This is a genomic window from uncultured Exiguobacterium sp., from assembly GCF_964277885.1.
Taxonomy (GTDB): Bacteria; Bacillota; Bacilli; order Exiguobacteriales; family Exiguobacteriaceae; genus Exiguobacterium_A.
This window is the reverse complement of sequence record NZ_CAXYJR010000005.1, coordinates 1,140,545-1,154,914: the sequence shown is the minus strand read 5'-3', so window position 1 is coordinate 1,154,914 and position 14,370 is coordinate 1,140,545. Positions and strand designations below refer to the sequence as shown.

The 14,370-nt window shown below is 45.5% G+C and carries 15 protein-coding genes; 5 read left to right on the top strand and 10 right to left on the bottom strand.

Annotated features, from left to right (window positions below; genetic code table 11):
* Nucleotides 1-21: 21 nt before the first annotated feature.
* A complete protein-coding gene (locus ACHWTJ_RS07510; RefSeq protein WP_394679348.1) occupies nt 22-930 on the bottom strand; it encodes a helix-turn-helix transcriptional regulator in 909 nt (302 codons plus the stop codon).
* 82 nt (nt 931-1,012) lie between these two features.
* On the opposite strand from ACHWTJ_RS07510, the gene ACHWTJ_RS07505 reads away from it, so the two are divergent.
* Nucleotides 1,013-1,537 (top strand): dihydrofolate reductase family protein, encoded by a 525-nt coding sequence (locus ACHWTJ_RS07505; protein ID WP_394679347.1) that lies wholly within the window; start codon nt 1,013-1,015, stop codon nt 1,535-1,537.
* A gap of 50 nt (nt 1,538-1,587) precedes the next feature.
* On the opposite strand, the gene ACHWTJ_RS07500 is transcribed toward ACHWTJ_RS07505, so the two are convergent.
* The 5 genes from ACHWTJ_RS07500 to ACHWTJ_RS07480 form a co-directional block, all read right to left on the bottom strand.
* Nucleotides 1,588-2,808 (bottom strand): cation:proton antiporter, encoded by a 1,221-nt coding sequence (locus ACHWTJ_RS07500; RefSeq protein WP_394679346.1) that lies wholly within the window; start codon nt 2,806-2,808, stop codon nt 1,588-1,590.
* Nucleotides 2,809-2,811: 3 nt separating this feature from the next.
* Nucleotides 2,812-3,312 (bottom strand): cation:proton antiporter regulatory subunit, encoded by a 501-nt coding sequence (locus tag ACHWTJ_RS07495; protein ID WP_294741216.1) that lies wholly within the window; start codon nt 3,310-3,312, stop codon nt 2,812-2,814.
* Between the two features lie 25 nt (nt 3,313-3,337).
* Nucleotides 3,338-3,556, bottom strand: a complete 219-nt coding sequence (locus ACHWTJ_RS07490; RefSeq protein ID WP_023468485.1) for an AbrB/MazE/SpoVT family DNA-binding domain-containing protein — start codon at nt 3,554-3,556, stop codon at nt 3,338-3,340.
* 155 nt (nt 3,557-3,711) lie between these two features.
* Entirely contained in the window at nt 3,712-4,818 is a 1,107-nt protein-coding gene (locus tag ACHWTJ_RS07485; protein ID WP_294741212.1) for a type I restriction endonuclease, read from the bottom strand.
* 81 nt (nt 4,819-4,899) lie between these two features.
* Nucleotides 4,900-5,472, bottom strand: coding sequence for a GNAT family N-acetyltransferase (locus ACHWTJ_RS07480; RefSeq protein ID WP_394679345.1), 573 nt, complete (start codon nt 5,470-5,472; stop codon nt 4,900-4,902).
* A gap of 130 nt (nt 5,473-5,602) precedes the next feature.
* Between ACHWTJ_RS07480 and ACHWTJ_RS07475 the strand changes: the two genes are divergently transcribed.
* Complete coding sequence (locus ACHWTJ_RS07475; RefSeq protein WP_394679344.1) at nt 5,603-6,814, top strand: MFS transporter; 1,212 nt, start codon at nt 5,603-5,605, stop codon at nt 6,812-6,814.
* Between the two features lie 16 nt (nt 6,815-6,830).
* Here ACHWTJ_RS07475 and ACHWTJ_RS07470 read toward each other — a convergent pair whose 3' ends face one another.
* From ACHWTJ_RS07470 to ACHWTJ_RS07460, 3 genes are all read right to left on the bottom strand, one after another.
* Complete coding sequence (locus ACHWTJ_RS07470; RefSeq protein ID WP_294745923.1) at nt 6,831-7,388, bottom strand: DUF402 domain-containing protein; 558 nt, start codon at nt 7,386-7,388, stop codon at nt 6,831-6,833.
* A gap of 105 nt (nt 7,389-7,493) precedes the next feature.
* Complete coding sequence (gene bglA, locus ACHWTJ_RS07465) at nt 7,494-8,951, bottom strand: 6-phospho-beta-glucosidase BglA (protein WP_394679343.1); 1,458 nt, start codon at nt 8,949-8,951, stop codon at nt 7,494-7,496.
* A 24-nt stretch (nt 8,952-8,975) separates the two neighbouring features.
* Nucleotides 8,976-10,868 (bottom strand): beta-glucoside-specific PTS transporter subunit IIABC, encoded by a 1,893-nt coding sequence (locus ACHWTJ_RS07460; RefSeq protein ID WP_394679342.1) that lies wholly within the window; start codon nt 10,866-10,868, stop codon nt 8,976-8,978.
* Nucleotides 10,869-11,032: 164 nt separating this feature from the next.
* Here ACHWTJ_RS07460 and ACHWTJ_RS07455 point away from each other — a divergent pair, with 164 nt between their 5' ends.
* Nucleotides 11,033-11,743 (top strand): GntR family transcriptional regulator, encoded by a 711-nt coding sequence (locus ACHWTJ_RS07455; protein ID WP_294741201.1) that lies wholly within the window; start codon nt 11,033-11,035, stop codon nt 11,741-11,743.
* Nucleotides 11,744-11,761: 18 nt separating this feature from the next.
* Nucleotides 11,762-12,217, top strand: a complete 456-nt coding sequence (locus tag ACHWTJ_RS07450) for a hypothetical protein (protein WP_223040433.1) — start codon at nt 11,762-11,764, stop codon at nt 12,215-12,217.
* A 92-nt stretch (nt 12,218-12,309) separates the two neighbouring features.
* Here ACHWTJ_RS07450 and ACHWTJ_RS07445 read toward each other — a convergent pair whose 3' ends face one another.
* Nucleotides 12,310-12,651: a hypothetical protein gene (locus ACHWTJ_RS07445; protein WP_294741198.1), complete on the bottom strand. Its 342-nt coding sequence runs from the start codon at nt 12,649-12,651 to the stop codon at nt 12,310-12,312.
* A gap of 321 nt (nt 12,652-12,972) precedes the next feature.
* On the opposite strand from ACHWTJ_RS07445, the gene ACHWTJ_RS07440 reads away from it, so the two are divergent.
* On the top strand, nt 12,973-14,358 hold the full coding sequence (locus ACHWTJ_RS07440; protein WP_195864900.1) for an MFS transporter: 1,386 nt from the start codon (nt 12,973-12,975) through the stop codon (nt 14,356-14,358).
* The last annotated feature ends 12 nt before the right edge of the window (nt 14,359-14,370 follow it).

The window sequence follows — 14,370 nt, the reverse complement described above, 5'->3', positions numbered from 1 at the left end:
TATCGTAACATAGTTTTTCATTCAATCCTGTCCGAGCGCCTTATCGGATCGTTGCACAGCAATCATTTCTGCTGCTTGACGAATCAACTGCTCTCTAAGTTCGAGTGGTTCAAGGACTCGCACCTCTGGACCAAGTCGCAGCAATTGGCGTCCGAGATACGGCAGTTCGGTTTCCGGAACCAACCATGTTCGTTCAGGTTGCGTGGGCAAAATCCCCTCTAGCAATCGTTCGCCTAATGCTGATACTTCCAGTTTCACCGTCGTCATCGCGACACGTGTCATGTCTTGTTCCAAATCTGAAAAGGTTAACTCGGTTGCTGGCAACTCATGAAGCGTTACGTCTTTGATCCGATCAACACGGAACTGGCGATACCCTCGATTCGTCTGTCCATAGAAGTACCAGCGATTCTGTTCGAACGATAAACCAATCGGATCTACGACGATCATGCGTCGTCCTTTTGTCGTCTCATAGAGAATATTCCCCATCCGTCCGCTCTCTAACAAGTCGAGTAACGCAGGATTTTGCGGCGACGGTGGTGTATCGACCGCTTGAAAGCGAAAGCGGTCTTTCCATTTTACAATCTGTTGCTCCGTCAATTTTGGTAATTCGTTCGCGTAGCGTTCAGCGACTTCTTGACGAATCGTTCCGAATGGAAAATCAGGAATCTGACTAATCCATTCCAGAAGGATGAATAAGACAATCGTCTCTTCATCCGTCAAAACGAGTGGCGGCATGTTCCGATGTGGCAACATCCGGTAACCCCCTGCTACGCCAGGTTCGCTATAGATTGGATAACCATTTGCTTCAAGTACCGTCATGTCTCGTTGAATCGTCCGGATCGACACCTGACATTCTTCTGCGAGTATCCGTGCAGAGAAGTGTTCGCCCCGGTTTAACAAGCGTACTAAACGCCATTGTCTCGTATTCATATAATTCCTCCTCAAATGACGACATTTTTTGTCGCCATTATACGCTAAGATGAAGACACACGACGCAAAAGGAGGAATTATGATGTCACAACCTACGACCGTTCTTTATATCGCTTGTAGTCTTGACGGGAAAATCGCTCGGCTAGACGGTTCACTTGACTGGTTATTTGCCGTTGCTGGAGACGAGGATAATGGTTACCAAGCGTTCTATGATCAAGTCGGTGCCGTCATCATGGGACGAAAAACATATGATGAAGTCCTGCAACTCAGCGAGACGTACCCTTACGCAGATATTCCGAGTTATATCTATAGCCGGACGCAACGAACGTCTGAGACAGTCACCTATACGGATGAGCCGCTCGATCAACTGCTCGACCGAATCACGCCAACGATTGAAGGTAACGTTTGGCTGATCGGTGGTGGCGAGTTGATTCAAGAAGCGTTGCGCTTAAAACGCATCCGCTCGATTGAACTGGCAATCGCCCCTGTCATCCTCGGAACAGGCATCCCGCTGTTTCCGGAAGGGACGAATGAAACGAATCTTCGTTTAATAGCGAGTCGCCATTCGGGACAATTCCTGATGGCGACGTATGAAGTCTTGACTTAAACAACAACAACCGGTTCGGGAAAGCGAACCGGTTGTTCGTTTACGTGATATCAGGCGTTTTTCTTCGTCTTTTTCTCTTTCGGTTCTGTCCACTTAAAGATTTTATTCATGACGTTGTAAATCCGTTTCGATTCCTTCGTCATCAACGGTCCGAGAATGGCGAGAATCAAGACGTACAAGGCTGAGAATGGTGACAAGATATCCATCAATCCACCAGCGATTCCGAGATTCGCGACAATGATCGAGAACTCCCCGCGCGAGACGATCGTCAAGCCGATGTTCGAGGATGCTTTGTGTGACAAGCCTGCTTTACGCCCTGCAATCATACCAGCCACGTAGTTCCCGATGATCGTGATGACGACGGCACCGAGTGCGAGCCAGACGGCGTCAAGCAACATCGTCGGATCGATGCTCAATCCGAAACTGAAGAAGAAGATCGCACCGAAGAAATCACGGAATGGTACGACGAGATGTTCGATCCGCTCACCTTGATCGGTTTCTGAGAAGACGAGACCGAGTAACAACGCCCCGATCGCTTCTGCAACATGAATCGTTTCCGAGAATCCGGCGATGAAGAACAAGGCAGCAAAGACGACGATGATGAAGACTTCATCCGAGGCGATCTTCAGCATCTTATTCAAAAGCGGTGTTGCCTTCCGAGCGACGATGAAGAACAGCAACATATAGCCGAGGGCGATCAAAATCGAGGTAAGAGACGCGAGTAACGTCGTCCCACCACCGAGAAGCAGTCCCGATAAGACAGACAAGTAGACGGCGAGGAAGATGTCCTCGAACATGATGATTCCAAGAATCAATTCCGTCTCCGTGTTACCAGTCCGGCGGAGATCAACGAGGACTTTCGCTACGATCGCACTCGAGGAGATCGTGATGATCCCGGCGATGACGAGTACTTCATAGAGTGGGAATCCGGCGATGAATCCGTATAAGAGACCTCCGGTAAAGTTAATCGATAAATAAATCATTCCGCTCGTGACGATCGATTTTCCAGACCGGATCAACTTACCGATCGAAAATTCGAGTCCGAGATAGAACAAGAGGAATAGGACGCCAATTCGCCCGAGGAAACTGATGAACTCAGCACTTTCAATGAACTTGAAGTCTAGTATCCCGATTGTCGGAGCGTGCGGTCCAACAATCATCCCGAGAATAATCAGAAACGGGATAATCGAGAAATTGAGTCTGTTCGCGAGCACTGCCGCGATCGCCACTAAGATAAGCGCGGTACCGACTTCAAATATGAGATGATCCATATATTATCCGCCTCCTTCAATTGAGAATAATTCTTTCGTGATGTGACGGACGTTTTGACGCTCTCCAGATAAGACGATCGTATCACCGGCTTCAAGGCGCGTTTCTGGTCCAGGATTTAACGATTTCGAACGGTCATGTTTAAGCACTGCAATGATCGAGATGTCATATTGGTTACGGACATCGAGTTCCCCGATCGTTCGATTGTTGACCTTTGAATCCTGACCGACTTTGAACCATTCAATGACGAGATCATCAAACGCGAGTTCAATTTTTTCAAGATCCTTTGGCTTATAAGACAACCCTCCGAGAATTCCTGCCATCTGACGAGCTTCTGCATCATTGAACGTCACGCTCGAGATGCTCTCATCAAAATCGTCGTCATCATAATGATGCATTTCGCGTCGTCCGTCGTCATGGACGATGACGACCACCTTATCTCCTCGTGTCGTGATGCCTTCGAACTTCCGTCCGATTCCTGGTAAATCTACTTCGCGCATATCCATCTGTTATTTCCTCCTTATTTGTTTTTTACAAATGATGATTCGCTTTGTGGATGAGCGTCTTGAACGTCTCATCGCTCAATATATCTTGAAGGTCATGCAGCTGTTTCAAATCCGCTTTCGCCATGATGACAAACCCGTCCTCCTCAATGAATGCCACGCGATCTCCTTCCTCCACTTGCAAGGCTTGCCGAATTTTTTTAGGGATGGTGATCTGTCCTTTTGACGTTAACTTTGATAGCTCCATCACGAACTTCCTTCTTTCTGTGTTTTTCTTGTATTCCTTACTTCCTTACTTTTCTTATATCCAGTTTAACATGTTTCTAAACTTATTCCGAGTATTTTGCTTTGAATTAAAAAATTCTCTGCATTCAAAAATGGATGCAGAGAATTTTTTAATTTTTATTCACTTTTTATTTTTGGTTTAATTAAATCTTCGACGATTTTTATTAATCGATCCTTAAAATCCTCAATTTCGTAAACGTGATTTATTTTATTTCGAATATTCGGTTCATCTCTAAGAGTAATGTACTTATTATTTACAGAATTTAAATGAAGACGACAAATCCATTTTCTATTACTATCATCTATTAGAATATTAAAATAACTGGCATTATCACGATAAAAAATTCTATTTTTATCAATTGCAGATCCCAATAAAACTTTTACTGTGGCATATCCTTCAATTTCTTCTTGAGTAGTTTCAATTGATTTAGGAATAGGAATGTCATTTTGAGTTTCAGTTGTTTCTTGATTCTCTACATTTCTTTCCATTGAATCTATTGTTGATTCTTGTTCGCCTGAGATCACATTTTTAAGTTTTTCATTCAAACTTTCATTTATAAACTGGTTGAAGGACTTTTGAACAATAGGTCTAAATTTATCAATTACTGCTTGAGTTTTAATTCCTTGATATGAATCTTGTATTAACATTTTAATAAAATCATCACTTGGAGTTTCTGAAATAGTTTTTAACTGATCTTTTATAGCATTTAAGTATTTAAGTTCTTCAGCAGTAGAAAGAATTGTATCAACATTAAATTCTTGCTTCTTAAACTTTTGAAGTTCTTTTATATCACTATCCTTTATTGCGGATAGTGTGATTTCAAAAAACGGGACAGAATCCATAACATTTGGTGTTTCTAAATCTGTGTAAAACCTATAAACATCTCCGTTAGTTAGTATCGCAAATTTTGCGTTTGTAGTACCAAAATATCTAAATAATTGAGAGTCATGTTTTGTTAAGCGTTCTTTTATGGACTTTGCCTCAATTAAGATTGTGGGTATTCCTTGATTCATGATTGCATAATCTACTTTTTCTCCTTTTTTAATTCCAACATCTGCAATATATTCTGGAGTGAACTCTGCAGGATTAAATACATCATATCCAAGCATTTGAAAAAAAGGCATAATTAGAGCAGTCTTAGTAGCTTCTTCAGTAGAGATTGAATCTTTCATTTGATTTATTCTTTGTGAAATATTTCGAATTTCTAATGCGAAGTTTTCCATTTGTTCCACTCCTTATAAATATTAGTTGGATTAATTATACACTATTATAAATAGTTATCCTTTTAAAAAATAAAATAACCATTATTTCCTCTCAATATAATCTTCTCGTGTGATCGCATAAATCTTTAAATCCCAGAAACGCTCTTTAACGAATAAAGCACTCCGCGAGATTCCTTCGAACGTCATACCGATCTTTTCCATGACACGAGCAGATCCATCATTTGCAACAAAACAACGAGCTTGAATGCGCTCGAGTCCGAGTGTCTCAAAACCGTACTGTACGAGACGCGCTGCTGCTTCCGGCATCAAACCCTTCCCCCAGTACTCGCGCGACAGCGCATAACCGAGTTCTGCTTGCTGTTGCTCAAACGAGACTTTGATGAAATCAATCGTTCCGATGACCCGTCCGCTCGTTTTGTCTTCGATTACCCATGGTGCCGGATTCCCTAGTTCGTATTGGCGAAGGATGTGTTCGACGAATTGTTCAGAATCCGTGAGGCTTTTATGCGCATGCCAGCTGACATATCTTGCTGTCTCTTCATCTTTCGTATAGGCATAGATATCTGTTGCATCTTCTGTGCGAACCGGTCGCAAACGGAGTCGTTCCGTTTCAAGTACAGGCAATGCTTGATATAAATCGATGGTCGTTAACATGATCGAACCCTTCTTCCTTTGATTTTTTCCAAGTATACCCACTCTCCCATAAAAAGTATAGAGATATACGAAAACGTTATCAGGATTTTCTGGTATACTATTGGAAAATGATGTAAGAAAGGATGCTGTCATGTCTTCTCGGGAACGAATACTCCTAAGTGCGCTCGGTATTTCACAGTTTGGTGACTTCATTTATCTCGTTGCGATCAACGTCTACATCTATCGCTTGACCGGTTCAGCGTCAGCCGTTGCTGCGCTGTGGATCATCAGTCCGATCGTCTCTCTCATCATCAAGTCGTTCGCGGGGAGTTGGGTCGACCGATCCGACTTGCGTCGACTGTTGATTCAGACTGATTTGTTGCGTGCTTTCTTAATCGGTATTATGCCATTTCTACCACTATCGTTGCTTTACATCGACTTGATCGCCTTAGCCATCATCAAATCGGTCGTTGAACCGGCAACGTTGACTTATATCACGACGCTTGTTCCCCAAAACGACCGGACGTCGTTTAATGCCTATCGTAGTCTAATCACCTCAGGTGCCTTTTTGATTGGTCCGGCTCTCGCTGGTGGACTGCTCTATGTTGCTTCTGCTGATGTTGCCATTTGGCTCAACGCTGTCTCGTTTCTCGGATCAGCTATCCTGCTGATGCGCTTGCCGCGTTTTACCACTTCGGTCGAACGAGGGATGCGGCTGCAAGACATTATATCCGATTGGCGGCTTGTCTATCAGTTCAGCAAAAGCGCACGCTACGTAACCGGATTATACATCCTCGCGATGCTGATGATGATCGCGACACTTGCACTTGATACGCAAGAAGTCGTCTTTTTACAGCGAAGCATCGACTTATCGGAAACCGATTATGGTTTACTGATGAGTCTGACTGGGATTGGTTCCGTCGCCGGCAGCTGGGTCGTCGCCCGCTACGCTAAAACGCTCTCCGTTCGGATGATGCTGACGATCGGTTATGTGTTCGTCGCCGTCGGTTACATGCTGTATGCGAGTGCGAATTCGTTTTCAATCGTCTGTATCGGTTTCTTGTTACTCGGTTGTTTCCACGCATTTGCAGGGACCGGTTTCCTAACGTTCCAACAGACGAATATTCCACTCCACTTAATGGGACGCTTTACGAGTCTATACGGTGTCGGTGTCAGTCTGCTACAGATTCTAGCAATCGTCGCGATCGGTATGCTCGGTGACATCTGGTCGATTCGTTTCAGTACGCTTCTATTTGCCGGTCTCCTCGTAATCGTGACGATCTGTTTTCTTGGATTGATTCTCCTCCCGCGCAAGCAACAGTATTTCGCAACGAACGAGATAAACGAAGAACGACATGCCTAAAAAACAGGGAACCCCGTCAACGCGGTGTTCCCTGTTTAAGTTGCTGTTCTAACCGTTTTTTCATTACTTCGGCATGTGCGACGAGATGAAAAGATCCATCTTGTAATTGTTTTTGCAGTCGCTTCGCTTCTACCCAAGCGAGCGCATATTCCGCTTCTGAGACAATCCCTTGCTCACGTGCTGCTTCCAGTTCATCCGTATCGACTAATAAGACTTCTCCTGATGGCAAAACGATCAGATCGAGAAACAGATCCTCCCAGTAGACTCGTCCGTCCTCTACTCCGGTACAAAGACAGATATCGACATAGGTCTGTACTAACTGACCCGTGGCGTCAAACATCGAGGTCACGGCATGTTGGGCACCGCTTGGGAATTGTTGTACCCAGACGTAACCGGCGTCAGCAATTCGAATCGTTTCGTCACCATAACGGACATCTAACGGTAAAGCGACTTCAATCAGTTGAAGGAGTGTCACATGTCCTTTGAACACTTCGTTTTCTACTTGTTCATGAACATAGTGTCGTTGTGTGATGCGACGCCAGTCATGTCGATCGGCATAGCGTTTTTTGATCATTTACCGGTCCCCCGTTTTTTCCTTAGTGTGCCATACCCCACTACTTTTTCATTCTAATTCTTTTAAAAAAGAGGCAACGGATTTTTTCCGTTACCCCTTACTTCATCATTTGGCCGTCTCTGAACTGTGTAACGCAGCACCGTTCGTCTCGATGACGTGACGGTACCAATCGAACGAGTCTTTTTTCATCCGTTCCATTGATCCGTTGCCTTCGTTATCCCGATCAACATAAATCATGCCGTAGCGTTTTTTCATCTCACCTGTCGTAAAGGAGACGATGTCGATGACACCCCACGGCGTGTAACCGATCAACTCGACACCATCTTCGAGTACGGCTGCTTTGAACGCTTCGATATGCGCACGCAAGTAATCGATTCGCGCCGTGTCATGAATCTGACCATTCTCGATCGTATCAATCGCACCGAAACCGTTCTCGACGATGAACAACGGAATCTGATAGCGATCGTATAAACGATTCATCGCATAGCGCAGACCAACCGGATCAATCGCCCATCCCCAGTCGCTCGACTGGATATATGGGTTCTCGACACCATTCGCGAGACCACCGTTGACGATGTTGCCTGTGTTATTGACGACAGCATCATGTTTGACGGTCGTCGACATGTAGTAACTGAATCCAAGATAGTCGACCGTACCGTTTCGCAAGATTTCTGCATCACCGTCTAGGATCGGAACATCATACCCTTCCCGTTTGAACTCATTTAATGCATAAGACGGGTAGTAGCCGCGGACTTGGACGTCTGGGAAGAAGTAGCGCTGACGCATCGATGTCTCAGCGAGCAAAATGTCTTCCGGATGCGATGAGTACGGATAGATCGGTACGTGTGAGACCATTGCTCCGATTTCGAAATCCGGGTTGATCGCTTTCCCTTTTGCGACGGCAAGTGCACTCGCGAGCAACTCGTGGTGACCCGTTTGATACATGACTTCCATCGCGTTCTCTTCCGGGTCGAGGAGGACACCGGAATTCGTCCAGAGGAATAATGGATTGCTGACGTCCATCTTGTTGTTAATTTCATTGAACGTCATCCAGTACTTGACCTTGTCTTTGTAACGCGTGAAACAGACTTCCGCAAATTTTTCGAAGAACAGCGCTACTTTCCGGTTGCGGAATCCACCGTATTCACGTGCGAGGTGGAGTGGCATCTCAAAGTGCGACAGCGTGATGATTGGTTCGATGCCGTATTTCAGTAATTCGTCGAAGACGTCATCATAAAACTTCAGTCCTTCTTCGTTCGGTTCCGCTTCGTCTCCGTTTGGGAAAATCCGGCTCCAACCGATTGATGTCCGGAGACATTTCAGTCCCATCTCAGCGAACAGGGCAATATCTTCTTTATAACGGTGATAGAAATCAATCGCCTCGTGGTTCGGATAAAATTCATTCTCCTCTACTTGATCCGTGATGCGTCGTGCGACGCCGTGTGCTCCTGCCGTCAATACATCAACGACGCTCGGTCCTTTCCCACCAGCATTCCAGCCACCTTCGAATTGATGCGCCGCTAACGCACCGCCCCATAGAAAATCGTTTGGTAATGTCTTCATCTTCATATCCTCCTTCTTTTTCTCTTACTTGATGATCGTCAAAATCTGTGTATTTGCCGTCGTGACCGTCTCGTCCGTCGGTAGAATTTGCGCATAACTCTGTGTGTTCGTAATGATGATTGGTGTGATCGTCTCGAGTCCATGCGCTTCAATCGCTGTCGCATCAAACGTCATGAGGAGATCACTTGTCGTCACCGCCTCACCTTCTTTGACGTGAAGTGTAAACGGTTTGCCGTCAAGTGTCACCGTCTCAAGACCGACATGAATCAAGACTTCAACACCACTCGTCGACCGTAATCCAATCGCGTGACCTGATGGGGCGACCATGACGACGGTCCCGTCAAACGGGGCCGTGACCCGGTTGTTCGTCGGACGAATCGCTATCCCTTGTCCCATCGCACCGGATGCAAAGACAGGATCCGGTACATCTGATAAAGCAACGATCGTTCCTTCAAGTGGTGCGCGAAGCGTCTCTTCGTTTGTCAGCGTAGCGCTGACTTCTTGTTTTGCAACTAGTGTCGCTGTACTTGCAGGAGCTACGACCGGAGCAGCCTGCTCCCCGAAGCCGAACACTTGAATCAAGACGATCGGTAGAATCAAGGCAATCGCCGTTCCGATCAATAAGCCGATGATTGATGATGGATAGTCGGAGTCGATACCGTTGACGAGCGTCAATGGTCCCGGTAATCCGGCGTAGGCAAAGTAATATGGTTTAAAGAAACTCGCCGTGACAGCGCCGATTGCTCCCGAGATACAGCCATAGATGAACGGTTTCTTAAAGCGGAGCGTCACTCCATAGATAGCCGGTTCCGTGATACCGAAGATACCTGTCAGTCCTGCCGAGACCCCGACTTTTTTCGTTTCTTTGTTGCGTGCTTTTAAGATGACTCCGATGACGGCACCGATTTGGGCGATGACGGCAATCGTTTGGTAAGCCTGGAACGAGTCGCGTCCATATTGCTCGAAGTTCGCGAGCACCATCGGCGTGACACCCCAGTGGACACCGAAGATGACGATGACTTGCCAGAAGCCACCGATGATGAGACCAGCGACCGCAGGAGCATTCTCTGCTAAGTAGTTATACCCGTTTGCGATCCCCTCTGCACCCAGTGTCGTGATCGGTCCGATCAAGAGAATCGTAAGCGGCACCATCAACACCATACTGAAGAACGGGACGAACAACGGACGGACGACTTCATGGATCGTCTTGTTCAGGAATCGCTCGACATAAGACAGAATCCAGACGAGGAATAATGGCGGTAAGACCGATGACGTATACGTTGTCCCGGATAATGCGATTCCTAAAAACGTGATGGATTCACCAGCCGTGATGCGCGCTGCGATATCTGCCCATGTTGGACTGACAAGTGCCGCACTACAGGCGACCGCGATGAAGGCGTTGACCTTAAAATGATTCGCTGCCGTGATAGCAATGAAGATCGGCAAGAACGTAAACGGTGCCCATGAGATGAAGCTAAAGACTTCATAAGTACCCGTCTTCGCGAATGCTGGAAAAGCGAGCGTCGTCAAAATCAAAGTTCCCTGCAGAATCCCTGCTGCAGCTAAGATGTAGACGAACGGTGCAAAGACCGCTGACATCGTCGCAATGATTCGGTTGAGGACCGTCCCTTTCGGCGCCTCTTCCGTTTCCGATTGTTCCAAATTGACGAGCTTCAAAAATTCTTGATGGACTTCCCCAACGTGTTGACCAATGACGACTTGAAACTGCCCGCCAGACTCAACGACCGTAATGACGCCAGGTAATGCACTGACTGTTTCCTTGGCTGACGAATCCGATCGTTTCAAGACAAGACGAAGTCGTGTGGCACATCGGACGGCGCTGATGACGTTGTCTTCTCCCCCGACGGCTTCTAAAATCGAATGCGCCAATTGTTGATAATCGCGAACCTTGCCCATATCGTGTACCTCCCCTGAATATGACGCTTGAATACCCTTTCATTTTAATTGTACATGCACAATTAATCAATACATAAATAATTAAATTTAACATGTTATTAATCAAGAGAAGGCTTATGCTATACTGAAGAAAGAAAAAAGTTCGTAAGAAAAGAAGGTGTCTTATGCTGAAATACCAACAGACGGCCGATGAAATCGAACGGTACATAGAACAACATGAGTTGAAACAAGGGGACAAACTACCGATTCTCGAAGAGTTGATTCGTCAGTTCGCCGTCAGTAAAACGACGATGACAAAATCACTTGAGTTACTCGAACGAAAAGGGGTCATCTTTCAAGTCCGAGGAAGCGGGATTTTTGTCCGGAAGACGAATCGCACCGGCTACATTCGCCTGTTCTCGACCCAAGGATTCAAGCAGAATCTCGTCGGTCATACGATCGAGTCAACCGTTCTCGCACTCGAATCAATCGCTGCAACCGATAACATCGCGAAGAATCTCGGGATCGAGGCAGGTGAGACGATTTATTACGTCAAGCGAATCCGCTACATCGACGGCAAGATCCTCTGTCTCGAAGAGTCTTACTATCGTCAATCGATCGTTCCGTATTTGAATCGTGAAATCGTCGAGCAGTCAATCTTCGAATACTTAGAGACGGCACTCCAATTGAATATTGGGTTCTCGGATATGTATATGCACGTCGGGAAGTTAAGCGCTGAGTCGGCTCGTCATCTAGATCTCACCGAGGGCGATCCTGGATTAACGATTGAGACAGTATTTCATTTGACGAACGGTCGTCCGTTCGACTATTCCGTCATCACATACCACTATGAACATTCGCATTTCGTCGTCCAGGCAAATGGACTATATTTATGAGGAACGGAGCTAAATCAAATGAATCGTGAACTCATTCTGTATTATGGAATGCTTATACTCGGAATCATTACACTTTTTGGTGGTATCTTCTTTACGATTGATACATGGAAAGACTCGACAGAAACATTTAAAGACAAACTTCAGTTCATCTTTATCACGTTACTTGGAGTTGGACTACTTTACTGGACGGTCCCTAGCCTATCGCAAATCGTCTTCAAGGACTACGCTGTTATCAAAGGTGACTGTTATGTAGAGGAAAACTCAGGCAAGACACAATCCATGTCTATTATTTTCGACGCAACCGAGGATTATGAGGATTTTACCTTTCAAGATTATCCGGAATTAGGAGCGTACGGAGAAGACGTGCCCTATTTCTGTCGCGTCATTTCAACAAAGAACCATCGATTTCCGATTTCCTATAAAATCTACGATTTTAAGACACATAAACAACTCTCCTCTTCCGAAGATGATTAAAACAAAAAGGATTGCATGAGCAGATGCCCATGCAATCCTTTTGAAGTTCTTACAATTATGAGACAAGCCAATCGTTGTCTCATTTCATTGTGTTATAACCGAATTTCTTCTTTACTCGAATTTTCGAGATACAGTTCCCCATCAAACGTCGTCAAGGCAATCACTTTCCCGTCTTTTTCATACCACGCCGTCGCTCCTTCACGATCGAGTTCTTTCCAACCGGCTTGGCGAATCCGCGTTCCATAGAATAGACCCGGTCCATCGGTTTCCGAGACAAGACGCGTTTTGATTTTCCACTCACCTTGTTTTTCAACTGCCGTAGCAAATCGTGGCACCGGAAAACCGGATACCTTCGATTCTTGAAATCCAGCATACCAACCACCGACGACTACAATGAGTCCAAGACATATAATGGCGATCCATTTCTTTTTCATAAGCATTCTCCTTTACTTTCCACCCTCATTTTAAAATTACCAAAATATAGTCTTCTTTCCCTCATCCTAAAGGCCGATTACTGATTTTTTCGTCGTGAAAACACATGAAAATTGTTTCGAATTTATGAAAACACCCAAAAAATTTTCAATTTTTTTCATAAAAAATGCACACCTTTGTTCGTCCTTAGAGTCGCAACGGTTTGACAACTCCAGGCACAGAGCCATTTTCAGTCATTTTCAAGTGGTTAAGCACATTAGCAACTTGACTTCATTTCCTGCTATGGTACGATACGAACTTATTAAAGGGAGTGAACAGAACTTATGAAATTCAGAAAAGAAAAAGTCAATGTCGTTGACATGCAGCAAACCAAAAAAAGTGTCTATGCGACCGGAATTGGGAATGCGATGGAATGGTTCGATTTTGGTCTTTATTCCTATCTCGCAATCATCATCAGTCAAAACTTCTTTAGCGCTGTTGAAAATGATGAACTGAAGCTCGTCTTTACGTTTGCGACCTTTGCGATCGCTTTTTTAATGCGACCAATTGGTGGAATCGTCTTTGGACGCATCGGAGACCGACTCGGACGGAAGGTCGTTTTAACGACGACGATCGTCATGATGGCCGGTTCGACGCTCATCATCGGATTATTACCGACCTACGATCAAATCGGTATTTGGGCACCGATCTTGTTATTGTTAGCCCGCATTTTACAAGGATTCTCGACTGGCGGTGAATACGCTGGGGCCATGGTCTACATCGCTGAATCGTCACCTGATAACAAACGGAGTGCACTCGGAAGTGGACTTGAAATCGGAACACTCGGTGGATATATTCTCGCCTCATTACTGGCTACAACACTTTTCGTCACTTTATCGGATGATCAAATGGCATCTTGGGGATGGCGGATTCCCTTCATTCTTGGGGCACCACTCGGTTTATTCGGTCTCTATTTACGTCGTCACTTGGATGAATCACCGATCTTCGAAAATGAGATCAATGAAAATACAGAAGAGCCTGCGACATTCCGCGAAATTCTTCGCGACCACAAACGTGATATCATCGTTTGTTTCATCGCTGTCGCCTTCTTCAACATTACGAACTACATGCTCTTGTCCTACATGCCATCGTACCTCGATGAAGTCATCGGCATGTCAAGTTCGACAAGTACGATTCTAATTACTGGTGTCATGGTGATCATGATTCCGCTCGCTTACTTCTTCGGGAAGCTTAGTGACAAAAAAGGCAATCGCAATATCGTTCTTTTCGCGTTAGCCGGACTATCGTTACTTTCAATCCTGTCGTTCTTCTTGATTGGTCTTAAACCGCTCTTGTTCGTCGGAATCGGAATCTTCATCCTTGGCTTCTTCTTGGCAATCTTTGAAGGAACGATGCCGAGTCTTCTACCGAGTATCTTCTATACGGATGTCCGTTACCGGACACTATCGGTGACGTTCAACGTCTCGGTCTCAATCTTCGGTGGAACGACGCCACTCGTTTCGACATGGCTCGTCCATGCGACACAAAACCCGCTTGCACCTGCTTTCTATCTAACAGCAGTCAGCGTCATCGGCTTCGTCACGTTCTTCTTCTTCTTTAAGAATACAGCTGGTAAGGCACTGAAAGGGTCGCATCCAACTGTATCGAGTGAAAAAGAAGTCGCGTCGATCGCGAAGAAACCAGACGATGCCCTCTGGTGGGCAGAATAATTGCTATAAGTA